Source organism: Microcoleus vaginatus HSN003 (genome assembly GCF_022701255.1).
Classification (GTDB): Bacteria; Cyanobacteriota; Cyanobacteriia; order Cyanobacteriales; family Microcoleaceae; genus Microcoleus; species Microcoleus vaginatus_B.
The window spans coordinates 3,993,497-4,017,638 of the sequence record NZ_CP031705.1; the positions used below are offsets into that span (position 1 = coordinate 3,993,497).

The window sequence follows — 24,142 nt, forward strand, 5'->3', positions numbered from 1 at the left end:
TAAGGAAGAGAGAAGAAGGAAGTTCGGCAACGGATTGTATAACGGATGTAACGGATGTAACGGATGGATGCTGAGGTTCGAGGGAAGAAGGAAGAGGTTGGAGGTTGGAGGTTCGAGGGAAGTTCGGCAACGAGCCCTGTACTGGATTTAACGAATGGATGTTGAGGAAAAAGACAGGATGGGGAAACAAAAATGAGTAATAATCAACGGGGAGGAGGAAAGAGGGAAGGAGAAGAAACCAGAAAAATCACAAGAGAAGAAGTACAAAACTGGTACAAAAACCATTAATTTATACATGGTATCTTCCCTCCAACCTTCTTCCTTCTTCCTTCTTCCTTCTTCCTTCAATTAATCGCGGGCAATACCTTCGGAGCGGGCGGCCAACTGCACTGCACCGGCGACAGCAATGGCAACTCTTTCGTCAAAAACAGACGGTATAATGTGCTCTTTGTCAAGCTGGGAAGGACTGACTAAAGAGGCGATCGCATAAGCTGCTTCCAAATACATAGTGGGCGTAATCGTGGTTGCTTTGCAGTCCAAAGCACCTCGAAATATCCCCGGAAATGCCAAAACATTGTTAATTTGATTCGGGTAGTCGCTGCGTCCGGTTGCTATGATTGCCGCATCTTCCATAATTAATTCGGGCTGAATTTCAGGAATGGGATTTGCCATTGCAAAAACAATGGGATTTTCGGCCATCGAACGCACCATGGAGCGGGTGACTACGCCTGGGGCGCTGACGCCTAAAAATACATCGGCACCGGCCATCGCATCTTCCAAAGTACCGCTTGATGGCACAGCAAATTCTAGTTTTTCTGGGTTCATATCCGTGCGATCTTGGGAGAGGACGCCTTTGGAGTCGCACATGATGATGTTTTCGGCACCTGCTTTACGCAGCAAGCGGGCGATCGCGACTCCGGCCGCACCGGCTCCGTTAATCACGATACACACTTCTTCTATGGTTTTTTTGACGATTTTCAAGGCATTAATTAATGCTGCCAAACTAACAATCGCAGTGCCGTGCTGGTCGTCGTGAAAGATCGGAATATCTAAGCTTTCCCGCAACCTTGCTTCGATTTCAAAGCAGCGAGGAGAAGAAATATCTTCGAGGTTAACGCCGCCAAAAACCGGGGCGATATTCTGCACTGTGCGAATAATTTCGTCGGTATCTTGGGTGTTCAAACAGATAGGAAAGGCGTCAATACCTGCAAATTCTTTAAATAGCATGGCTTTGCCTTCCATGACTGGCAGTGCGGCGGCAGGGCCCAGGTTTCCCAGTCCCAAAACAGCGCTACCGTCGGTAACAATGGCAACAGTATTTTGTTTGATTGTGAGGTTATAAACTTGTTGCGGGTCATTGGCGATCGCCGTGCAGATGCGGCCAACTCCAGGGGTGTATGCCATTGCCAAATCTGACTGGCGTTTGAGGGAAATTTTGCTAACTACGCTGATTTTTCCGCCGCGGTGCAAGTTGAAAGTGCGATCGTACACATCGATCACTTTGATATCCGGCAGCGCTTTCACTGCTTGCAATATTTCTTCGTTGTGTTCGAGGCTGTAAGCATCGACGGTGATATCGCGAACCGTAGTGGCGCGGGTTTGCTCGATCAAGTCGATTTGACCGAAGTTGCCGCCGACAGATGCGATCGCACTGGTGACGCTTGCCAGCATTCCCGGCCGATTCGGCAGAGCAACCCGAATTGTTAAACTAAAGCTAGGGTTCGGTGTCAGTTTTACCATGATTCCTTGATTTCAGATTTGAGAATTTCAATCTTAGATTTTATCCCCAATGTTAGGCATAAAATTTAATAATTCAAATTTTCAACTAAAATTTTTAACAAATTCTATGAGCCTGTGGTACGATAGCTCTGCACTGCCAGGGCTGTCGCTGTAAAACTGATCTTTTTTTGAGTAAAGCTTGGCTCTGTTTCTAGCTTGTGACTCTTCCACAAACAGCCTATTTTTTGTCAATTTCCCAGCGAACCGCGAATATGAAGCGCGGGGCTAGAAACCGGGTTTCTGAGGTCAACCTGCGGAAGTGTTATCTATTTTTGAGAATATTTCTGCTTATTCTGAACATGAGCGGATATTTCGCAAAACTTTATGTTCCAGCGATTCCGCGTAGTTCCTGCTGCTGTGTTTTGAAGCGAGACACCGAGGAGAGTTGATGCGGCTTTTTGGTGGCCTTTATTGGGAATGTAAAAAGTAGATGCACGGCTGTTTGAGCCGGCAGGTAAAAATTTGAGCGACTGACAAGCGGGCTTTTGATATATATTTTGTCTGCTTGTTTGACACTTGCCAAGAATTGCGAGTGCAACCTTGCCAACGATCGAATTACCTACACGCTTTGCCCGATAATTCCAGGGACTGTAACTAACAGACAATCCACCCCGCGCCACCACAGGCACAGGTTCAGCCGAACCGTGTTGAGTTGCTGGTTGCTAACTGTCAATTTTATCGATCGGCCGCAGCATCGGCCCATATAATTGTAAAGAATTTGCAAGCCAGACAATCTGGGGGAACTTTTTCTAAGTCTTGCAGATCGACCGGTTGCTCTGCTTCGCTGCCGGGGGGAACTATGCACAGGGCAACTTGTCCGACTCCAGCCATAAGTTCGGCAACTCGCTCCAAAATACTGTCCATTTTTTCCATTAGGTGCTCTGCTGCATCCAGACTCGGCGCGATGATGAAAAAGGTTTTGACTCCATCGGGACAAGGGGCGAAGCCGAGGGTACACTCTCGTAATAGTGCTTGGGTGGAGAGACTGAAACCGTCGTAGAAGCGATCGATTACTGCTTGATAAAAGACTTGGGTCAGAGAGCGATCGCCAAAAATAGGTTGAGATAACATAACTGCTTCCTTTCGTAGGATTTTTGGGTGCATTGAAAAAATTTTAACATACCTTAATGTAAGGGATTTAACTAAACGATCTAGCGATCGAGATCATGGACTTGATGTGACATTTTTTAATTTGTGTAGCGATCGCAACTGTGATAAAATGTACTCTGTGCTAGCACGGCAAATGATTTTGATCGCATCAGCAGCTCAAAGCTAAGTTCAAAATTTCCTAGTAGGTGAGGAGAGGGGGAGAGGGCCAGAGGGAGAGAACCAGAGGGAAATTACCTACGTAGTAAAAGTATTATTGGCAAAAAGTGCTTAATCTAGAGTTTAAAATAAACATCCAATCAAAATATTCAAGATGAACTCGATCGCCCAACAGTTAAAAGCAAAATTTGAAAAAGCATTCACCGCTGCATTCGGCGAAAGTTATGCAGGTGCAGATCCGATGCTAGCCGCCGCCAGCAATCCCAACTTTGGGGACTTTCAGTGCAACGCGGCGATGAGTTTGGGGAAAAAGTTAGGAAAGCCCCCACGGGCGATCGCCTCGACAATCATCGAAAACCTAGATATTACAGACATCTGCGAAACCCCAGAAATCGCCGGGCCCGGTTTTATCAATTTGAAGCTGAAACCGGCTTATTTGGAAGCGCAAATTAGTGCGATCGCGGGCGACTCGCGTTTGGGGATTGAACCGGCGAAAACGCCTCAGACAATCGCGATCGACTTTTCGAGTCCGAATATAGCCAAAGAAATGCACGTCGGACATTTGCGATCGACAATCATCGGAGATGCGATCGCCCGCATCCTCGAATTTCAAGGCCACGACGTACTCAGAATCAACCACATCGGCGACTGGGGAACCCAATTCGGAATGCTGATCGCATACTTGCGCGAAGTTCACCCCGAAGCCCTCACAACCGCTGACGCCCTAGACTTAGGCGATTTAGTCGCATTTTACCGCCAAGCAAAACAGCGCTTTGACACAGACGAAACCTTCAAAGAAACCGCCCGCCAAGAAGTAGTAAAACTGCAAGCAGGCGCCGAAGACACCCGCCGCGCTTGGAAATTGCTGTGCGATCAATCGCGCCGCGAATTCCAAGTAATATACGATTTGCTCGATATCAAATTAACCGAACGCGGAGAATCGTTTTACAATCCTCTATTGCCCGCCGTAGTCGAAGATTTAACCAACTTAGGTTTGCTAGTAGAAAGTGACGGCGCGAAATGCGTTTTTGTAGACGGTTTCACCAATAAAGAAGGCGAACCACTGCCACTAATTGTCCAAAAAACCGACGGCGGCTACAATTACGCCACAACAGATTTAGCAGCAGTGCGCTACCGCATCCAAAAAGACAATGCAAAGCGCTTAATTTATGTCACCGATTCGGGACAAGCAAACCACTTTGCCCAAGTATTTGCAGTTGCGAAAAAAGCCAATTGGATTCCGGAAGATGTCGAGATTGTCCACGTTCCCTTCGGCTTGGTATTAGGAGAAGACGGTAAAAGAGCAAAAACTCGTTCTGGGGATACAGTACGATTGCGAGATTTGCTCGATGAAGCAATTGTCCGCGCCACCAAAGATTTGGAAGACAGATTAGTCACAGAAGAAAGACAGGAAACTAAAGAGTTTGTAGCTAACGTAGGTCGCGTAGTTGGTTTGAGTGCAGTTAAGTATGCCGATTTAAGTCAAAATCGCGCCAGCAACTATGTATTTAGTTACGACAAAATGCTGGCTTTGCAAGGAAATACCGCTCCTTATATGCTGTATGCTTACGCGCGCGTGCAGGGAATTCGCCGCAAAGGTGAGATTGATTTCGAGAATTTAGATGCTGGTGCGAAAGTAATCTTGCAGTCTGATGCAGAGTTGGTTTTAGCCAAACATTTATTGCAGTTGAGTGAAGTGATAAATGCGGTTGAGGGCGATTTATTGCCGAATCGAATTTGTCAGTATTTGTTTGAATTGAGTCAAAAGTACAATCAATTTTTTGAGCAGTGTCAGGTGTTGAAATCTGAGGAACCGTTGCGGACTTCGCGGTTGATTTTGTGCGATTTGACGGCGAGGACTTTGAAGTTGGGTTTGGAGTTGTTGGGGATTCAGGTGTTGGGAAGGATGTAATTTTTTACCGCTGATGAAGAAAGAGAAATCCCTTTTTAAAGATATGAGTTGAGCAACTATTGGCTAATTGATACTAGAAAAAACGTTCATAATCATCGTGGCTTCCAATCCAAAACCATGTCACGGTATCTCCTTGTAAAATCCCCACTGCTCGATAGCCCCGCGTGATTCTCGCAGACCAGATATTTTCTTCCTGGTTGATGCACTTGAAGTGCAAAGATCGATGAAAGGGATTTTCCAGCCAGAAACGATAAGCTTTTCTAGCTTGCTCTTTTACTCTACTGTCAAGAGAATTGTATTTTTCCCAAAAGGAAGGAAGGGTGGCAGATTTCATAACTCATTGAGTCTCATTTCCTGTGCCTTTCCTTCAGCAATTTCTTGTTTTGCGCGTTGGGCAGCAGCCACAAGTTGCGGTTGCGTTTTCTCGAAAGATTCTTCCCATTGAAGCTCATCTTTTAATTCTGCGATATACTCTTTCAAGTATTCTGCTACTTGCTGCTGTAAAGTTTCTGGCAGAGACTGCATCATCTCGATCGCTGCATCAATGCCTTCCCACAGTTCAGAAAGCGGTACAGTCTCTCCTGTCATTGCTTCGTGCCATCCTTGACGAAAACAGTCTTCGGCTGACTTCAGCGGTTCCTCATCCGCCAGAACAATAACGCGAACTCGGCGATCGGCAAATTTGGCTGATTGGGCGAGAATTTCTTCCCACGTTCCCTCTAGTTCTAGTAGTTGTGTTGTCATTTTTTTCATGGAATTGTGACTAAGTTTATTTTAGCGTGTGAAGAAGTGCGATCGGCCATTCCTGCGTCAAATTTCAGGCTAATGCGAGTATTTTTCGATGTTGCTAAAGAGAGTATGTTATACTTTTGGGTGGAAAGTATTGAAATTGATACTAGATAGCCGTAATGCCTGACGAAATTAAGCCGATTCAAAAAATTATCTTTGGTAGCCCAGGGACGGGAAAAAGCTACGAGATTCAGAAAATTGCTATAAATCAATTAAAAATTCCTTTCGATGAAGCTACCAAAATGCTTAGTAACACTGTCAAGACAGTGTTTCATCCAGAGTACACCTATGCTGATTTTATGGGGAAATTGTTGCCACTCACCCAAGGCAACTCGATTATTTATAAATTTTATCCCGGGCATTTTATCCGCATCTTGGGAATGGCATACAAAGGTTTAATTGAGGCGAATAAAGACCATTACCTGCTGGTAATTGATGAATTAAATCGAGGAAATGCGGCAGCTATTTTTGGTACTGTATTTCAGTTGCTGGATCGCGAAAGTGATGGCTGGTCGAGTTATGAAGTCGATATTTCTGAAATGGAGTTAGTTGGCTTACTGGAAGCAATGCGGCTAAAGCCAATTATTCAAGATGGAACAATTGAAATTAAAGAAGGAAACACTAAAATACCTTGTGAAGATTTTTGTCAACGAAGGAAAGGTGAATTAGCAGCAAATAATTCTGATGGTAGTAGAGTATTTAGCCTTCTACAGCAACGTCGAATTAATATTCCACCTAACTTGTCTATTCTCGCGACAATTAACACTTCGGATGAATCAATTTACTACCTCGATAGTGCCTTTAAGCGGCGGTGGGACTGGGAATATGTTAAGGCTCCAGTAAGAGGCGCATCTATTCCAGAAAAATTGCGAGATGTGAACTTAATAATTAATGGTGAGCTAGAAGGAGCATGGTCACATTATATTGTGGGAATTAATGAATTGATTAAATCAAATCATCAGGTGATTCGGCGGATTGAAGATAAACAAATTGGTTGGTGGTTCATAAAACCAGAAGACAATCAAGTCGATCTTGAGCAAGTAAAAGATAAATTAATGTTTTATCTTTGGGATAGTGTATTTGCGAGAGATAAACGACCCATAGAGGAGTTTTTATCGAATTCAGATAATTCGGTAAAATTAACAGCATATTCAGACTTTCTAGATTTGATGCAAGAATTTATGAGGAAAGTAGGTGAGCTGGGTAAAAAATAGTTGTTTTAGGATTGGCCAATTATGATTAACTTCAATTCCTTAAAGTTAATAGTCCCCGATAATTACTCGTTTGTTGGCATTCAAAAGCAAGATGACGAACTGTACTTTTATCTACCTAAAGGGTTTGATGCTCGACTATCTGAGCTTGACACATTTGTAGGTAAACGAGATTTGTTTTTCCTACTCTATAAAATTTTAGGCACTTTTAAAGAAATCTGTATTGAGAAAGGTTATATAGATGATATGGGTGAGTTGGGCACCCAGGATCGTGATGGTGTCATTAACAGTCATCGGGGTTCTGAAATTCAAAATGATGAAGACGATTCCGAAAATATATTTTACTCGAAGCTGGACATTATTACTCACTTTTTGAAGGCTTATGAGGAACCCAAAATTTTAGCCCTTGCTTATCGATTGGGCAAAAGTAATAAGTTTGATGTCAGCCAGATTCATCGCTACTTACACCAAGCTGTGTATTTACCTAATCATGCAGCTTATGTCGATGAAATGCTATTTCCACGACGAGTAATGCAGTTTGAATCTACTGATATTGTCACGATGTATTGCTATATCTTTTGCGAGATTAAGCAGCAACTTGGAGAGGTAGTAAATGCTGAAATTACAGCACTAGCTGAGCAATTCCGTCAGCACCATCTCGGAAATCAAGACAGTCTTTTTGATGAACAGAGTTATGGGCAGGTTTTAGATATACTTAAGGATGCCTTAGAAATAATTGACCATAATACACCGATCAAAGATGTTGATTATTGGCAATATTACGAAGTAATTAACTTATTTCTTTATGGCAATTGGCATCAAGCAGAAAATGGTGAAATTTGGGGTATTAAAAATTTTCATAGTGTTTGGGAGTCGATGTGTTTGACTTATCTAGTACAAATAGTCAATCCCTCATTGTTACTGTACTTGGATGATCGCTATCTAAGTTCTCGGACAGTGGAAAGAGCAAAAGCATCTGCTAAGCTCATTGACTTATCGAATACTTTTAAGATCAATGGTTCTTCGATGATTCCAGATGCGATTGTCTTTGAATCAATTATCTATAAAATTAAGGGTGATAAGACTTATACAGAGTGGCCTAATAATTGGTGGGATTACGTTGATAGATTCAATAGATATTCTACCACCTTTGGCGGTTTCTATAATAAAATAAAAATTGGTTATCTTGGCCAAGAAACGAATAATCATACAATCAAAAAATTACAGGAATTATATAAGATTGATAGTTCGGGGTATGTGATTATTGATGCTCCGTTACCCACTAATTTCTACTCTTTTTGGAAAATTTCTTGTCCCCTTGATTCAGAATATCTTCATAAGATGTATTACTTCAATCATTTCTTTTATTTAGCCATAAAAAAACAGATTATGGACTGGGATAGATTTAATAAAGAAATTCTTCAACCCTTGGGTATATTTTCTGGACCTCTCTATAAAGGTTCACGATCTGATGTTTTTAATGCTTCACTTTTTAGCGAATGGGATCTTAAAGATATAAAAACACAATTTAATAATTTTATTCGACAATTTTTAAATCAATATGAAGAATATTTTGAAATAATCGACATCAAATACTTAGACGCTAAATACTTCCGAGATCCCAACAAAATTGAAGAAATTAAACGTAGAAGTATCCGTAAACAGTTTGTCTATGAGCACTTGCTTCAAAGGACTTTAGAGAAGAGAAACGATCCCTACAGTAATTTGAGTATTCAGAGTAGTTTTTGGCTCCCTAGCTACCTACCTGATGATTCAGAATTGTTACAAGATGACTCGACTTTTATGGATGGCTACATTAAATTAAAAAATGTGAATTTTAAGTTATTGGCTGAAACCTATTTCGCTTAAAGCCTTTCAGCTAATCTACACCTTACACCACCTTCATCTAAATACGATCGACTACATTCAAATCGAGCATTTACGGCTTTTTGTTAACAATCAAGGTTTCCAAGATGCCTTTAAACATTGTTACGACAATTTGGCGATCGTTGCGATCTCTCACAAAAATTTCCAAGTTGCGCGCGGATTTTAGTTAAGTTTAATATTTTTTTTACACAACTATTGCATCGGCAACAAACTTATAGTAAATTTACAATTTATCGGGGAATGCACAGCCATTACCTATTAAGGCCTCATCGATAAAAATTAAAAACATGAACGAAACAAAAGTTTTCGGGATGCCAGCAGAAAAAGGCCGCTGGTTGTTCGTTCCGCTGGGAATCACGGTCTTGCTTTGTCTGGGTACAGTTTATTCTTGGAGTATCTTTAGAAAGCCGCTAGAAAAGCAGCTCGATATCGGTGCAACGGATAGTTTATTGCCGTTTACCGTATTGTTAGTAGTTTTTGCCGTACTGATGCCAATTACCGGCTTTTTTATCGATCGATACGGTGCTCGCACCGTGACCGCAGTCGGCGGCGTCGTGACGGGAATCGGCTATATTTTATCGGCATTTGCACCTAATATTACTGTCCTGGTACTCACCTATGGAATTATCGGCGGTGCCGGGGTGGGAATTGCTTACGGCGTACCGCTAGCAGTAGCAGCCAAGTGGTTTCCCGATAAAAAAGGATTGGCAGTTGGGCTAACAGTAATCGGGTTTGGTTTGTCGCCTTTAATTACCGCACCGATTGCCAAATATTTAATCGATACCTATCAAATACCGCAAACATTTCTGATTTTAGGCATCGCTTTTACCGTCATTATTTTGGCAATTTCGACCGTTTTGAAAATGCCGCCAACTGGATGGACGCCTGCGGGATTTGCGGCCGCCCGATCGGGAACAGCGGTAAATAGCCAGATCGCACCGATGATGAAATCTCCCGCATTTTACGGGCTGTGGGTGTGCTACACAATTGGCACGCTGGTGGGATTGGGCGCGATCGGAATTTCTTCTCCCGTGGCGCAGGAAATTATTAAATTAGACGCGGGAACTGCTGCGGCAACGGTTTCTCTGTTTGCCATATTTAACGGTATGGGGCGTCCGATGTTTGGTTGGATAACCGATCGATTTCAGCCAAAATATGCCGCGATCGCCAACTACATTCTCATCTTAATCGCATCGATTATGATGACTCAGGCTGGCGAAGGACAAGTCGCAACTTATATCATTGCGTTTTGTTTGTTCTGGCTGTCGTTAGGAGGATGGCTGGCGATCGCGCCCACGGCAACTTTAACTTTATTCGACCCCACAGACTACGCGAAAAACTACGGCATTGTGTATACAGCCTACGGAGTTGGAGCGTTTTTCGGTACAATTGCTGCGGGGAAAATTCGCGATACTTTTGGCAGCTATACCAACGCTTTTTACCTTACGGCAATTCTTGCGGTTGTTGGCATCATCACCGCCGTGTTTGCGCTGAAGCGATCGGTTAAAATTGCAGCCGAAGCCGATGTTTCTTAATCGGGACTTGTGCACCCCCGATCGAAAAAACCGGGTTTTTTAGGAAAATATGGGATTTGAGCCGTGAATATCGGTGAAAAACCCGGTTTCTCGGCTTTTCCAATTTTCTAAGATATCTTTAAACATCTTTACAGCAATTTGGCGATCGTTATCTCTCACAAATATATCGTAATTGGGACTTGAGTTAATTTCAATCAACCAATATGCTCCTTTTGTATCTAGCGCGATGTCAAGCCCCGCATAATTAATCGCAATTTCAGCAAAAACCGGTTTAACAAAATCTTCAATCTCCGACATGAGATTGGGGTTAATTATATGTTTTGCTGTTGCACCTTCCCAGTGCAGCGGGCTTAAATTCCCCGCAAATTTAGCCTGAGATTTGTCTTTCTCGTACAGTAAAACTAGCTTTTCTTTGCAGAATACAGCCCGATATTCGTGGGCTATTTCGATATATTCTTGAGCTAGCGCCACATAGTCATAATCTTTGCTGTTGACGTTAAATATAATTTCTAGGGCTTCTTTAATTTGCTCTCTAGTTTTACATAAAAAAACATTGTTGCCACCAGCACCGCGATTTCTTTTGAGAATCACCGGGAGAGCGAATTTTTTGTTTACTTCTAAAACTATTGATTCAATATCTGGGAAACTCAAATACTTTTTATACTTCTCCTCGCAGTGAGGTGAGACAAAACCGAGAGTTCTGGGAGTATTTATTTTGCCGTTTAATAGTTGATAGGTATATTCTTTGTCTTTAAAAATCTCTGCTACTGACGCGCTGTTAAATGGCGTCATGTAATTGACAAAATAATATTCTTCGCCGCCCTGTTTGAGTCTAATCAAGTTTTGGGAAGAATGCAGGATTTCGTAAGGGATATTTAATTCCTCACAAGCGGCCAGCAGGATTTCAATATTGGTTAGCATAAAATGTAACTTAATTAGAAATTAATTTTAAAGATTTGAGATTAGAGAATCGCTTCCCAATCTCAAACCTCAAATTCGTTAGCGCAGCCCTCGAAGAGGATCGCACTTTTATCCAAACAACCGCTGCTGCCCGTTTGCCGCATCTTTGCCGGCATAAATCTCGCGAGTTCCCTTGGGAATATAAATCCAATCGAATTCTTGCAAGCGGTTTGTCAAATTGGAAATGCTCACTCCCAACTCATCTCTCATTTTGTATAAATGCGACCACTTTGTTAAATCGCGTCCCTGTCTTTTTTCCTCCAAAATACACCGAGGCATCAACAAACAGCTTGCAAAATATTGCGCTTGCCATTCGATCGACAAAACCTTATTATCAGCACTCGCACCCCGGCAAACAAACGGTTCCTCGACATCAGACGCCGTTTTTCCTTCATTGCCCAAGTTTAATTCCAACTGTTCCACAGTGCCGTCTGCTTCGTCTTGATTGACGTGTAGCACCCAGTGTCCGATTTCGTGGGCGATCGTCGATTCGATGAAACCCGGCGGTTTTTCGAGAATCTGTTCGTTGATTTCGATTAACCGCTGCTGCGGCAAAATCCTCGCCGCGATCGCACCTTCTTCATCCGGCTCAATGCACTCCCAAACTACGCCCAAATCCAGAAAATCAGCAACCGTTGTCGCATCAAAAGGCCATCTCGGAGCAAAATTTTGCGTTTTCTGCATCTGCATCAAGATGTCATTTGCCAAACGCTCGATCGATTCTTTGGGATAGAAGCAATACGGCTTAAAAATACTCACTATGAGGGGCCTCTCTTACGCTTCAAAAGACTGTTTGAGCCAATCAGGATTTTCTTGCATTCGGCGGAAAAGAGCCTGCATTTCCTTCGGATTCTGCTTCAGCAGCGCTTCGTACTGTTGCGGCAGCCTCCCCGCCAAGAAAATCAATTCCTCTTCGTTTATGTCTAGATTCCGCGCTAATGCTCGGATTACCTCCTCTTTTGGCGCATAATCGGCTCGATCGTTTTCCAACTTCGACAAATAAGTAAAATCCACACTTAGCATAGCTGCTAGCTCACGTTGTGAGTAAGCTTTGTCCTTGCGAGCTTGACGGATCAGTCTTCCAAATGTTTGTTCCACGGTTTTTCGCCTCCTGACAAGCATTCTAGCCTGTTTTGATGAAAAGTTCAACAAAATACTTGACGGGAAAATCAACCCGCGCTACCATGAGGTTAGTTGACGGTTTAATCAACCCCCAGAGCCTGACTGGTAGGGTTAAGGGTGCAAATTAGCCTAGCTCACACTCTACATATAGAGTCGTCAACTTCAGAGGAGTGAGAAGCGCTGGGCGTCAAAACGCTTGTACGCAGCAAATAAGGAGGAGCAGATCGCAAATGCTGAGAACCTGGACAGACACGCATTACAAGCTCGAAGACGATGACTGGCTATACATCGCCACCCACGAAGAACAAAGCTCAGCCTCACTGGTTTGTCCCGGCTACGCGCGGGATGGCGAAGGCTTCAGCATCCACTTCACCCCAGCGCACCTAGAAACATTAGAGCATTTGCTCGCCGCGCTGCGGATTATCAAAGCTCAACAAGAGGCGATGCTTGAGTATACCTATCCTGAACCAAAAGCGACAACACATCTCATTAGGTAATCGAAGTTCGGCTACGAGCAATGTACGAGATTTAACGGATTACCAATTGCCAATTCCCCGTAAAGCAGCAATAAATAACTAAGGAAAAACGAACAATGACTACTAAAACACAAGAAAGACCTACATTTTCAGTATTTGGTGCCAAACCGAGCAATGCTTTGCTAGTACCAGAAATCCCGATCGCAGTGCGTAACAATTGCCAAAGTGGCCAATGGACGATCGGCGATACAGACTACGGTTCCAAGTGTTCCATGACAATCCTCAAATTTTCCAAATTCTTCGGTTCCCTCGGTCAAACTTCCCACACACTGTGGGGTCAACTGTGGTTTGTCGCAGAAACAGGCGAACTGCCACAAGGAGTTGTCATGGTGACATACATCAAAAACCGCAGCTTGAACGATTTTAACCGTTTGGTAGCATCAGTTCAATCTCGCGGCGTAGAACCGGCGACCGGGATTTTTGTTCCCGAATTTGTCAAGCATTCCGGTCAGAAACCCGACGACAGCGGAATAGTAAAACCAATCAACTACTACAGCTTGAAATGGTCTTGGAACGAGCGGAAAGATTGGGCGGTTATCGACCAAGCCGCAGCAGTTTTGTCAGATTCTAGCAATCAATCGCGGATGATTGACTTAGAAGGAACAAAAGCTATGGTGTGTTTAGATAACCTGCCGGCGCAGCAAGTGGCTTGCTTGATGGCTGCTCACGCTGGCGGTGAAAGCGATGCTATTGCTTTGAATTCCAACGGCGGTATGTCGCTACCGTCAGCGGAAGACAAATCTACTGCTGACTTGTTCTAATTTTGTTGTAAGGCGCGATTTAATCGCGCCTTTACCATAACTGTTACAACAGAGTGAAATGAAGAAATTAACAAACCTGAAAACCCAACCCAACCTGCAAGAAAGCCGTTTGAAAGAGAATCTTGAGCTGCTCGACCAAATTCGAGCCGACGCAGTTAACGACATCGAAAGTCTCACCGAAGACTTCCAGCACATGACTTTAGTTGCCGAATCTGTGCAGCGGAATTACCGAGCTTTGCTAGCCGAAAATCAACTGCTAAAAGGCACACTTTTAAGTATAATTGATGAGTGCGGCTGCGGGCAAGGAAATCGGTGCGATCGCTGCTGGAAACTTCTCAAAATTCTAGCCAGCGATAATCCAGAAGAAAAACCCGACGCAGCCAGAAAGTACCGAACCATTCTCAGCCAACTCCGCAACTTAGAATAACTGAAAACGTCTCACTAAAAAGTCTCGCCAAGTTATAATCAGGAGAAGCAAGCATTATGACAATAGCAACTGGCAAGGATAGCAAAGTCAAAATTTTGCAAAACTTTCAGCAGATTTTAGCCGACAAGAAAAAGATCGAATCCAAAGTAGAAACCAAAGAAGAGTCAGCCGAAAAAGCCAAAAACAAACAACTCCTCGAAGTCGCTTCCACCTACACAATTGACAGCATCGTCAAAGGCTTGGCTGACTTGCAATTAGATTTCGGCAGCATCATCAGCGGACTTTCCGAAAAACTGAAAGCGGAATCTTCCAAATTAGACGAATTAAAACGCGCGATCGAAATAGAAGCCCAACAATTGCAAGAGTTGCAGCAAATCAGAGTTGTAGCAGACGCCCTCCACATTTTAACTCAAGAGCACCGAGAAAAATTGACCCTGCTGGAACAAAACGCTGCTAACCAACGCGAAATTCTCGAAAAAGACACGACCCAAAAACGCAAGGTTTGGGAAAAAGAACAGCAAGAATTTGAGGCTGCAGTTCAAGAAGAGGCTGCACACATAACTAAAAAGCGCCAGGAAGAAACAGCAGATTATCAATACGAATTACAGCGCACTCGCAAAATCGAAACCGACGAATACGAAGAAACGAAGCGTAAACTAGAACGGGATTTGCAAGAATCTACCCGCGAAAAAGAAAAAAATTGGGTGGAACGGGAAAAAGTCCTCAGCGACAATCAAGCGGAGTTTGAAGAGAATCAAAGAAAAGCCGCCGGATTTGAAGAAGAACTCAAACAGGCTTATGTTAAAGCCAAAGAAGAAGCAATTCAAGAAGTTTCCCGCGAAGCTAAAGTCAAGGCAGATTTAGTGGAGAAAGAGTGGGAAGGAAGCAAGCAAGGATATGAATTGAAAGTCCAATCTTTACAGCAGACAATTGGGCGACAAACCGAACAAATCGCCGAAATTTCCGCGCAACTGCAAGCCACGATGAAGCAAGCGCAAGATTTGGCAATGAAAGCTTTTGCCAGCAAAGCTTAAAACCCAGTAAGGTGTGCAATACACACCTTACGAAAAAATGACAGAAATTTTCCCCGCTATTAAGAAATGAAAAGTCATGAACAAAAAAGTTAGCGACAAAAGCACCAAGGCTGAAATCTTAGAAGCGTACAAGGAAGCAGCGCAAGAAAAAGCGCAGTTAGAAGCGCAAATCCAACTGTTAAACGCTTCCCAAAAGCAAACAGCCGTCCCCGAGAAACCTATTGTGGAGGCAAAGAAACCCCTGCCATTAACTCAAAATCCACAAAAAATGCAGTCCACAATTGATAATTTGATTTTGCTGCAATTTAGCTTTGGTGGCGCTGTCAGCGAGTTGTCGGAAAAATTAACTTCAGAAGCTGCTAAAGTCGAAGAATTGCGGCGCACTGTGGGCGAGGAAATTCAACAACTGCAAGAGTTGCACAGTTTAGAAGATGTTGCAGAAGATACACTGGACACTTTAATTCAACAGTACGAAGAAAGCGCCAAAACTTTTGCTGGCGAACTCAGCGAACAGCGCGAAACTGTTGAACAGGAATTGTTGGAACGCCGGCAAGCTTGGGAAAAAGAGCAGGAACTCCAAAAGTTGGCCGTTAAAGAACGCAATGAGAATCACCAAAAAGCTCGTGAGCGGGATGAAGAGTTGTATGATTATGATTTGAATCTTCAGCGAAATCTGGACATCGAAGAATACGAACAGCGCCAGAAAAGGCTGTATCAAGAAATCGAAGAGTTTCAGCAAGAACAGGAGAAACAGTGGGCGGAATGTGAAAAATCTCTTTCGGAACGAGAAAAAGTTTATGCTGAGGTTAAAGCTAAGGTAGAAGCTTTCCCGAAAGAACTCGAAGCTAATATCAAGAACGGGAAAGATAACGGCCGCAATATTGGCAATTATCAAGCTAAAGTTAAGGCTGATTTGTCTGCTAAAGATCTCGAAGGGCAAAAGCAAAACTATGAACTGCAAATTCAAGGGATGCTGCAGACAATTCAAAATCAAGATGCGCGCCTTGCTAGCTTGTCGAAACAACTGGATTCTGCTTTGAAACAGGTTCAAGATTTGGCGGTGAAGGCAATTGAAGGTGCATCGAATTTGAGTTCTTTGCAAGCAGTCAGGGAAATTGCGATCGAACAAGCGAAGACTCAGCAAAAAAATAAGTAGATCAGACTCGGCGGTTGAAACCGGGGTTACACAAACAAAGTAGATAAGAGTCGGCGGTTGAAACCGCTGCATAGAATCAAACGCAGTCTGCGGAGGCAGACTGGGAGAAGTAAGGTGCTCTTCGGCGCACCTTACGCTATTTTGAGAAAAAACTAGCTTTCCTTAGTGGAGTTTTCAAACTGTCCACTCGCTGCGAGTCTTCCTTGAGCCTTAAACCCTATCTACAGCGTTGAAATATTTAGTAAAAAGCCCGATCGCACTGTTCACTTATCGAAACTGTCCCTTCCTCTCCTGACCGCTTCACTCACGCTATCTATTCTTTAAGTTAATCAACCAAAAGATATATTGGACTTAGAGGCACTATGCAGAAACAAATCATACGCCAAAAAGATACTAATGCTTGGATACTTCAGTGCTGGGTTTCTTTTATTCTTGCCATTTCCGCAACTACTGTAGGTATCATTTATTTACAGGTAGACCCCTGGCAGAAAGCTTTTATGGGTATGGGTTTAACTTTTTCAATCGGCTCGTCTTTTACTTTAGCAAAAACCATTCGCGATAACAACGAGGCAACAACATTAACTGCCAGAATCGACGAAGCTAGAGTTGAGAAAATTCTCGCTGAGCACCATCCTCTCAAATAAATTTGACTATACAATGTATATAAAAAACAGCCCGCGCGGGCTGTTTTTGTTGTTTGAGCCACAGGTTTCAAGCTGTGGATGGGAATTGGGGATTTCAATGGCTACCTTTGAACTTACGATCGCGCAACTTATTCTTTTGGCGCTGGCGAATACCGGCCTTAACTGTCGCCATATCCACCGGAAAACCAACGACAGGCATCACCTGATCCTTGCGTTCTTCTTCCAGAGTCTTGAGTTCGGTGTAATCAACCCAGTGAATGCAATTCACCGGACAAGTGTCCATCGCCTCAGCAATCAACTCTTCAGAATCCCCGTCTTGTCGAACTACGCGCGATCGACCGTAATCCGGTTCAATATAAAAAGTATTGCGAGCAACGTGAGCACAGTGCTTGCAGCCAATGCAGGTAATCTCATCAACATAGACACCTTTTTGGCGCAACACGCCGCCCAACTCCGGTTCCAAACCAGAGCGATCGGGCGCATCCCGCAAAAAACCTCCCAACTCCGGCTCTAAACCAGAGCGATCAATTGCTGTATCTATTCCGAGTCCAGAAAGCTCAGACATTTAGACCCCCACAATAGTAAATAAGTCCGCGCAGGCGGACTTTGATGAGACAAGATTGCAAAAATCTCGCAAAATTATTAAGCGCACCAGCGTTGCACCACCAAGCGGAGCGAACCGTCTTGATTTTGCTTTTGCTCAGAAATTTGGAAACCCTGCTTAGCGCTTTCATTCACCACAGTATGGTAAGCGTAGCGCTGAGTCACCTTATTCAGAAAACGGTCTACAGACCAAGCTTGCTGCCAAAACTGCAAGTCAGCCACCAATTCATACTCAGTCCCGTTCCAGCTAAAACCTACGTCGTAGCCGTTTTTTTGCTCAATTACGACCTCAGCGGTGCTGGTGAGGCCACGATAGCCACGCACCTCAGTTGGGCCCGACTTCCAGTCGATACCCAAGTCAGTTAAAGCAGCTTCCAAAGAATTCAAATTGCGGATCTGGGTCTTAATTTGGCTAAAGTGTGACATGGTGGTTCCAAAAAAAGTAAAGTGAACTCAACAAAAAAAATTACCAATCGCTAAAAGCCACTTGGGCCGTCGCTTCTGCTGACTGATGCAGCGCTTGCGTGAAATATTCCGATGTTGACTCTTGATGAAGCACCACGCCGAGCTGAGCTTCAATTGCAGCCGTTACCTCAGCACAGGAAGCACCGACAATGCCGGTGACTGTTTCCTGTACGCGGCCATCTGGATAGATCACAAACTCTAGTGTTTCCATAATGCGGGCTGACTGAATAGGAATATTGAGAACAGACACCGACACCAGCAAGCCAGGGACGATGCCTCCTGAAGTAGCTTCTTGAGAGTTGGCTGACTGACAAAGCGCTATATCAATTTTGACGAATTGATAGGTTTTGAGTCACAACTTAACAGAACTTATTAATAGGTAGAAGCAATACATCAGTTGTATGTAAAGTTTCGCGTAGATCGTGACAGCAGTCAAGTCAGTCTATTTGATGAGATTTGAGATTTGAGATTTGAGATTGGAGAGTGAGGAAGAAGGAAGAGGGGATGAACCGCAGAGGGCGCAGAGGACGCAGAGGGAAGAAGGCAGAAGGTAAAAGGCAGAAGGCAAAACGCAAAAGTATAAATTCCCCCACTCCCCCTTTAATTCCCTCTGGGATCTAAAACGTCTCGTAGGCCATCTCCCAAAAGGTTGAAACCCAAAACAGTCAACGTAATCAGCAAACCTGGAAACACGATCGTCCAAGGAGACGAAAGAGCGTATCCGCCCTTAAAAGCATCAGAAAGCATCGTCCCCAACTCAGGAACCGGCGGCTGTGCGCCCAAACCCAAAAAACCCAAACCAGCAGCTTCTAGTGTCGCCGTACCAGTCGAAAGAGTTGCTTGTACAACTAGAGGCCCGAGACTTGCCGGCAAAATGTGGCGAAAAATAATCCGTAAGTCGCTGGCGCCCAAGGCCTTGACAGCCAAAACAAATTCTTGTTCCCGCAGAGACAGCACCATACTACGAGTTAAGCGGATGTACATTGGAATTTGCACGAGGCTGACGGCGATAATTACGCTTTGCAGGCTCGGCCCGGTGACGGTAACAACGCCGATCGCCAGTAAAATCGAAGGAAAAGCTAGCAAAATATCCGCCAAAGTGCCGATCGCCATTTCCAGCAACCCCCGAAAATACCCCGCCACCAGCCCCAAAAGCGCTCCTACAATTAAACCCGCACCCACAGAAACCAGGCTGACAAGTAAAGATATTCCCAATCCGTGCCACACCCGCACCAACAAATCTCGCCCCAAACCGTCGGTGCCCAACCAATGTTTAGCGCTAGGAGCCACCAAGCGCGACAAATAATCTCGATCGACGGCCGAATCGTAAGGGGAAAGTAGGGGGGCCAAAAGTGCCGAGATCATCAGCGCTACAGTCAAAATTAAGCCGATTTTCCCCGAAGTCGATCGCCAAAATCGTTGAAAAGCTGCTTGTGGAAATACTAAGTTGTTATTCAATCTTCGATTTTCCATCGAATGCTGTCACCAAAAAAACTGAGGACTTGGGCAACTATTAGGATAAATTAACGATCGCGATCGCAGAAATACGTTAACAGGACGTGCTCCAGGGAGACGAAAAACTCGGTGCGTGCATTACTGTCCATATCCAATTGCATTTTTCGCCCCAAATGCCCAATGCCTGAGCTCTTCCTTAAAGACCCTTTAAGATATAGAGAACAAGATAAATTTAAAAGCGCAATGACATCAACCCTGCTCAAAACCTCCGCCCGATCGCCCCTCAACGCCCCAACAATCCGCCATTTCCCCAACGGCCTCACCGTTATAGCCGAACACTTGCCGGTCGATGCTGTTAACCTCAGCGTGTGGCTCAATTTAGGCTCAGCCGTCGAACCAGACAACATTAACGGCATGGCTCACTTTTTAGAACACATGATTTTTAAGGGAACTCCGAGCATTCCCAGTGGCGAATTTGAGCGCGCGATCGAGCAACGTGGCGCTGTCACCAATGCTGCCACCAGCCAAGATTACACTAACTATTACATCACCACAGCCCCTAAAGATTTTGCCGAACTAGCTCCCCTGCAAGTCGATGTGTTGCTCAACGCCAGCATTCCCGACGACGCCTTCGCTCGAGAACGGCTGGTAGTGTTAGAAGAAATTAGACGATCGGAAGACAATCCCCGCCGCCGTACCTATCAGCGATCGATGGAATTAGCATTTGAAGTCCTGCCCTACAAGCGACCGGTACTCGGCCCGACTGCGGTAATCGAACAGTTGACAGCGCAACAAATGCGGGATTTCCACACCAGCAGATATCACCCAGGGGCCATGACAGCCGTAGCTGTCGGCAATTTGCCAGTCGATCAACTAATAGAAATTGTCGCAGACAGTTTTGCAGCAAAAAGTACAGCACAAAACAACAAAATAAATGTGCCTGCTGTCGGCAACTTTCACCCAGAACCCCAAATCCTGAACTACGGCCAAGAATCGCCCTTTACAGAAACAGTCCGCCGCGAATTTGTAGACTCTGCTCTTCAGCAAGCCCGACTGATCGTGATGTGGCGAGTGCCTGGTTTCATGGAAATGTCAGAAACTTATGCCCTCGATGTTTTGGCGACAATATTGGGTCACGGCCGCACAACTCGCTTGGTTCAGGATTTGCGCGAAGAAAAAGGGCTAGTTTCGTCAATTTCGGTCAGCAACATGACTCAGCGACTAGGCGGCGTATTCTCAATTTCCGCTCAACTAGCAACAGAAAACTTGGCAGCAGTGGAAGCAGCCATCGTCCAACACATCCGCACTCTCCAAACCGAACTGGTGACAGATGCCGAAATTTCCCGCATCCGCACGCAAGTAGCAAATCGGTTTATCTTTGGTAACGAAACTCCGAGCGATCGAGCAAGTTTGTATGGTTACTATCAATCGATGGTAGGAGATATCGCTCCCGCCCTCAACTATGCCGGCTGCATCCAAGCTCAGACTGCCGAGGATCTCCGAGAAGCCGCCGTCAAATATCTGTCTCCCGACGCGATGGGTGTTGTGGTAATTCGCCCCGACGAAGCATAAATCTGACTTCGCCTCAACAGGGGAATTCTGCCATCCCTCTGGTTTTGAGGCATCCAACGGCATTCGGCATTCTGCCGAAACAATGTCAACGGGTATCAGGGATTTTTAGTCAATACTGCCTGAAATTCGATCGGCCCGCGCCTTGAAGGTTTTGTATCAAATAATTAATATGAAGCCTTTAAGGTACGTGCGATCGGCAAAATTACCGTAATTTTATGAGACCATAAACGGGGAATTATTGACGAGCAAGCAATTTAGTCTAGGGAAACCGGATTGATTGGCGATCGTAATTCTAAAATCTAAAATCTAAAATCTAAAATCTAAAATCTAAAATCTAAAATCGATTGCCCGGCAAAATTACCGTAATTTTATGAGACGATAAACGGGGAATTATTGACGAGCAAGCAATTTAGTCTAGGGAAACCGGATTGATGGGCGATCGTAATTCTAAAATCTAAAATCTAAAATCTAGAATCTAAAATCGATTGACAGGGGCACGCAAGCATGAAATTACAAAACTTTCTCAACTCAAACATTAGGTACGATGCCAAAGCAGTTGCTGCCGACGACGAACTCAGCCACCAAATTCAAAGCCGCCTCATTGACCTGGGTTTACTGAAACCTCCCGTAGACGGGGAATTTGGCCCTCTCTCTACTGCTGCTCTCCACCGATTTCAAACTCTGACTAAGTGCGGCGAAGCGGGTTTTTTAGGAGCAGTCACAGCCAAAAAGCTGATCGAAACCAAACCAGAGGAGATTCCCACACATCCCCTGATCCTGAAAACGCTCAGAGACACCATTTTTAAATCAAAACCGCTGGCGTCTTCTCAACTTCAGGACTCGGAAAAACAAGTAATACCAGCAGGAAAAGAGTTGGAGATCCTGGCTTTTGCTCCCACTCGCGGTCACATCAGAGTTGCTCTCCGCAACGAGTCTTTCAAAGATTCAGGGATTTGGTATGTTTTTGGAGGGCACGCTCAAATTACTCAAGACGGCATTCTGCTTTTTCCGAAACCCAATCCTCCAACAGTCAGGCTTGGCATTCCTTATCGCTCGCAACTGGATAACTTGCACAATCCTACAGGTTCTTGCAATGTAACTTCATTAGCGATGTGTATGGACTTTTTGAGGGTGCCACGGCGCAAACAAACCGGGCAATATGAAGACGAACTCTACGAATATGCGATCGCCAAAGGTTACAGTCGCTGGGACCCCTACGATTTAGCAAAGATTGTTAGAGATTACGGCGCTCAAGATTTCTTTACCGAGAATGCAACTGTTGATGACGTTCAAGATTGGCTCGCCACTGGAAATCCCGCTGTCATCCACGGATACTTCACGTCTTTCGGTCACATTATAGTTGCATCAGGCTACGACAGCGAGGGATTCTTCGTCCACGATCCCTATGGCGAGTGGTTCCCAAGTGGCTACGACACAAGTCTCAGCGGTGCTTACTTGCACTATACTTACCGCTTAATCCGCAGCCTCTGTATGCCTGACGGGAATTTTTGGGTTCATTTTATCTCTAAGTAATTGGGAATCGGGAATTGGTAATTGGGAATTGGCATTGTTACTACTGACTAATGATACTAAACCCGGGGTTATTAACTTCTTTATCACTAAGCGCTTGAAACGGCTAGCAAGGCGAGAAGATAAACGAAGTCCCTCTCTAAGAGACTAAGAGATAAAGAAAGTATTTAACCCGCATTTGATATAACAACAGTCAACAGTCAACAGTCAACTAACTATTAATTTTCATACTCAAATCGAGCCAAGTCGATCGCGTAATCGGAGCACTGGTAGAAATATAGTCAACTCCGGTTTCCGCTACACTTCTAATTGTTTCTAAAGTAACATTGCCGGAAGCTTCAATTTTTACGCGATCGCTCTTTTGGCGAATTATGGCCACAGCCTGCCGCATCAAATCAAAGGACATATTATCTAACATGATAATATCGGCTTTGTGCTGCAAAGCTGTCTCTACTTCGGCGAGAGTTTCGGTTTCGACTTCGATCGTCAGCGGATAGGGGATAGAATTGCGAATTAGGGCGATCGCCTCTGCAATTCCCCCAGCCGCCGCAATGTGATTGTCTTTAATCATCACCGCGTCATCTAATCCCATCCGGTGATTGCAAGCACCGCCGACTTGAGTTGCGTATTTTTCCAACAATCTCAACCCCGGCGTTGTCTTGCGCGTATCCACTAATTGCACTGGCAAATCAGCAATTTTGTCAACATATTTGTGAGTTAAAGTAGCGATGCCACTCAAACGCATTGCCAAGTTTAATGCTACTCTTTCTCCGGTTAGCAGCGCATCGAAATTGCCGGAAATCTCGGCAATTACTTCTCCTTTTTGGCACAGTTTCCCTTCCGGTACTTGCGGGATGAAACTGAGGCCGCTGTCTAAAAGTTTAAATGTGCGATCGGCAATTGGCAATCCGGCTATGACTCCAGCTTCTTTGACAATCCATTTAGCCGTACCCTGGATGCTGTTTGCAGGAAATAAGGCCGAGGTTGTGCGATCGCCCCTACCGATATCTTCTAGTAGCCAGTTGTGCAATAGGGAGTCTAAAACTATCCAAGGCGGTAATATTGCTGTCATGTTTTTGTTGTTGTTATATTAAGTTCGGCGTTATAGGATTCGGCGGTTGAAACCGCTTCTACACAAACGAAGTCCGCCTTCGCGGACTAAGAGATGCAAGGATTTGGGATGATATCTATTAGGAACAATAGTCGATCGGATAATTTTAGGCAAGTTGCCAAATAATCTGGCCACGCGGATGTCCTTGTTGGCTTAATTACAGTTTGCTCAACAGGCGCAGTTTTGTAGTCAATCACCTGTTGACAAAGTTGGGTGTCGCTGATTTAATAGAGTGAGTTTGCTTTGTCGCAAGGAAAATTGGCGCCAAAGAAACAAGCTCATCTGATTTATGAGCAAGCACAGGCTTTGGGGTGGGCTACTAGGGCTAAGGGTAGGTTTGCTAGTAAATTTGGAAGTAACGAACTTGATAAATTAGAGTTCGGATTT

Annotated in this window: 24 protein-coding genes; 12 read left to right on the forward strand and 12 right to left on the reverse strand. The window is 44.4% G+C overall.

All coding sequences use genetic code 11. The features are described 5' to 3' along the window. Positions 1-348 precede the first annotated feature (348 nt). Positions 349-1,740: a malic enzyme-like NAD(P)-binding protein gene (locus D0A37_RS17250; protein ID WP_242716170.1), complete on the reverse strand. Its 1,392-nt coding sequence runs from the start codon at positions 1,738-1,740 to the stop codon at positions 349-351. Between the two features lie 714 nt (positions 1,741-2,454). Next, positions 2,455-2,850: a hypothetical protein gene (locus tag D0A37_RS17255; RefSeq protein WP_242716172.1), complete on the reverse strand. Its 396-nt coding sequence runs from the start codon at positions 2,848-2,850 to the stop codon at positions 2,455-2,457. 349 nt (positions 2,851-3,199) lie between these two features. Between D0A37_RS17255 and argS the strand changes: the two genes are divergently transcribed. Then, the gene (gene argS / locus D0A37_RS17260; RefSeq protein WP_242716174.1) at positions 3,200-4,957 is read left to right on the forward strand and encodes an arginine--tRNA ligase; all 1,758 of its coding nucleotides are present in this window, start codon (positions 3,200-3,202) and stop codon (positions 4,955-4,957) included. Positions 4,958-5,030: 73 nt separating this feature from the next. Here argS and D0A37_RS17265 read toward each other — a convergent pair whose 3' ends face one another. Both D0A37_RS17265 and D0A37_RS17270 read right to left on the reverse strand, forming a co-directional pair. After that, the gene (locus D0A37_RS17265) at positions 5,031-5,291 is read right to left on the reverse strand and encodes a ParE family toxin-like protein (RefSeq protein ID WP_242716175.1); all 261 of its coding nucleotides are present in this window, start codon (positions 5,289-5,291) and stop codon (positions 5,031-5,033) included. Further along, positions 5,288-5,701, reverse strand: a complete 414-nt coding sequence (locus D0A37_RS17270; RefSeq protein ID WP_242716176.1) for a hypothetical protein — start codon at positions 5,699-5,701, stop codon at positions 5,288-5,290. The genes D0A37_RS17265 and D0A37_RS17270 overlap by 4 nt, the downstream gene beginning before the upstream one ends. A 164-nt stretch (positions 5,702-5,865) precedes the next feature. Between D0A37_RS17270 and D0A37_RS17275 the strand changes: the two genes are divergently transcribed. The 3 genes from D0A37_RS17275 to D0A37_RS17285 all read left to right on the forward strand — a co-directional run bounded on the left by D0A37_RS17275 (position 5,866) and on the right by D0A37_RS17285 (position 10,379). Continuing rightward, positions 5,866-6,960 (forward strand): restriction endonuclease, encoded by a 1,095-nt coding sequence (locus D0A37_RS17275; protein ID WP_242716177.1) that lies wholly within the window; start codon positions 5,866-5,868, stop codon positions 6,958-6,960. A gap of 21 nt (positions 6,961-6,981) precedes the next feature. Next, on the forward strand, positions 6,982-8,826 hold the full coding sequence (locus tag D0A37_RS17280; protein WP_242716178.1) for a hypothetical protein: 1,845 nt from the start codon (positions 6,982-6,984) through the stop codon (positions 8,824-8,826). A 305-nt stretch (positions 8,827-9,131) separates the two neighbouring features. Then, positions 9,132-10,379: an L-lactate MFS transporter gene (locus D0A37_RS17285; RefSeq protein ID WP_242716179.1), complete on the forward strand. Its 1,248-nt coding sequence runs from the start codon at positions 9,132-9,134 to the stop codon at positions 10,377-10,379. Between the two features lie 39 nt (positions 10,380-10,418). On the opposite strand, the gene D0A37_RS17290 is transcribed toward D0A37_RS17285, so the two are convergent. The 3 genes from D0A37_RS17290 to D0A37_RS17300 form a co-directional block, all read right to left on the reverse strand. After that, complete coding sequence (locus D0A37_RS17290) at positions 10,419-11,300, reverse strand: ATP-grasp domain-containing protein (protein ID WP_242716180.1); 882 nt, start codon at positions 11,298-11,300, stop codon at positions 10,419-10,421. Positions 11,301-11,408: 108 nt separating this feature from the next. After that, positions 11,409-12,098, reverse strand: coding sequence for an ImmA/IrrE family metallo-endopeptidase (locus D0A37_RS17295; RefSeq protein WP_242716182.1), 690 nt, complete (start codon positions 12,096-12,098; stop codon positions 11,409-11,411). Between the two features lie 15 nt (positions 12,099-12,113). Continuing rightward, positions 12,114-12,437 (reverse strand): helix-turn-helix domain-containing protein, encoded by a 324-nt coding sequence (locus D0A37_RS17300; RefSeq protein WP_006634885.1) that lies wholly within the window; start codon positions 12,435-12,437, stop codon positions 12,114-12,116. A gap of 254 nt (positions 12,438-12,691) precedes the next feature. On the opposite strand from D0A37_RS17300, the gene D0A37_RS17305 reads away from it, so the two are divergent. The 6 genes from D0A37_RS17305 (at position 12,692) to D0A37_RS17330 (ending at position 17,019) form a co-directional block, all read left to right on the forward strand. Next, a complete protein-coding gene (locus tag D0A37_RS17305; RefSeq protein ID WP_006634886.1) occupies positions 12,692-12,958 on the forward strand; it encodes a hypothetical protein in 267 nt (88 codons plus the stop codon). A 95-nt stretch (positions 12,959-13,053) separates the two neighbouring features. Further along, entirely contained in the window at positions 13,054-13,758 is a 705-nt protein-coding gene (locus tag D0A37_RS17310; protein WP_242716184.1) for a hypothetical protein, read from the forward strand. A gap of 58 nt (positions 13,759-13,816) precedes the next feature. Continuing rightward, the gene (locus D0A37_RS17315) at positions 13,817-14,185 is read left to right on the forward strand and encodes a hypothetical protein (protein ID WP_242716186.1); all 369 of its coding nucleotides are present in this window, start codon (positions 13,817-13,819) and stop codon (positions 14,183-14,185) included. Between the two features lie 56 nt (positions 14,186-14,241). Then, entirely contained in the window at positions 14,242-15,219 is a 978-nt protein-coding gene (locus D0A37_RS17320; RefSeq protein WP_242716187.1) for a coiled-coil domain-containing protein, read from the forward strand. A 76-nt stretch (positions 15,220-15,295) separates the two neighbouring features. After that, on the forward strand, positions 15,296-16,375 hold the full coding sequence (locus tag D0A37_RS17325) for a hypothetical protein (RefSeq protein WP_242716189.1): 1,080 nt from the start codon (positions 15,296-15,298) through the stop codon (positions 16,373-16,375). A gap of 362 nt (positions 16,376-16,737) precedes the next feature. Beyond that, positions 16,738-17,019 carry a YiaA/YiaB family inner membrane protein gene (locus D0A37_RS17330; RefSeq protein WP_190739554.1) on the forward strand — a complete coding sequence of 94 codons (282 nt, stop codon included), beginning with the start codon at positions 16,738-16,740 and terminating at the stop codon, positions 17,017-17,019. A 94-nt stretch (positions 17,020-17,113) separates the two neighbouring features. Here D0A37_RS17330 and D0A37_RS17335 read toward each other — a convergent pair whose 3' ends face one another. The 4 genes from D0A37_RS17335 to D0A37_RS17350 all read right to left on the reverse strand — a co-directional run bounded on the left by D0A37_RS17335 (position 17,114) and on the right by D0A37_RS17350 (position 19,545). Continuing rightward, positions 17,114-17,584 (reverse strand): ferredoxin, encoded by a 471-nt coding sequence (locus D0A37_RS17335; RefSeq protein ID WP_242716191.1) that lies wholly within the window; start codon positions 17,582-17,584, stop codon positions 17,114-17,116. Positions 17,585-17,661: 77 nt separating this feature from the next. Beyond that, on the reverse strand, positions 17,662-18,048 hold the full coding sequence (locus D0A37_RS17340) for a DUF1257 domain-containing protein (RefSeq protein ID WP_242716193.1): 387 nt from the start codon (positions 18,046-18,048) through the stop codon (positions 17,662-17,664). 40 nt (positions 18,049-18,088) lie between these two features. Beyond that, on the reverse strand, positions 18,089-18,298 hold the full coding sequence (locus D0A37_RS17345; protein ID WP_015176940.1) for a DUF2997 domain-containing protein: 210 nt from the start codon (positions 18,296-18,298) through the stop codon (positions 18,089-18,091). Positions 18,299-18,687: 389 nt separating this feature from the next. Beyond that, positions 18,688-19,545, reverse strand: a complete 858-nt coding sequence (locus D0A37_RS17350) for an ABC transporter permease (protein ID WP_242716195.1) — start codon at positions 19,543-19,545, stop codon at positions 18,688-18,690. 240 nt (positions 19,546-19,785) lie between these two features. Between D0A37_RS17350 and D0A37_RS17355 the strand changes: the two genes are divergently transcribed. Beyond that, positions 19,786-21,114 carry a M16 family metallopeptidase gene (locus D0A37_RS17355; RefSeq protein WP_242716198.1) on the forward strand — a complete coding sequence of 443 codons (1,329 nt, stop codon included), beginning with the start codon at positions 19,786-19,788 and terminating at the stop codon, positions 21,112-21,114. Positions 21,115-21,618: 504 nt separating this feature from the next. Then, a complete protein-coding gene (locus D0A37_RS17360) occupies positions 21,619-22,647 on the forward strand; it encodes a C39 family peptidase (protein WP_242716200.1) in 1,029 nt (342 codons plus the stop codon). A 208-nt stretch (positions 22,648-22,855) separates the two neighbouring features. Here the strand turns inward: D0A37_RS17360 and nadC are convergent, their stop codons facing one another. Beyond that, entirely contained in the window at positions 22,856-23,716 is an 861-nt protein-coding gene (nadC, locus tag D0A37_RS17365; RefSeq protein WP_242716202.1) for a carboxylating nicotinate-nucleotide diphosphorylase, read from the reverse strand. Positions 23,717-24,142 lie beyond the last annotated feature (426 nt).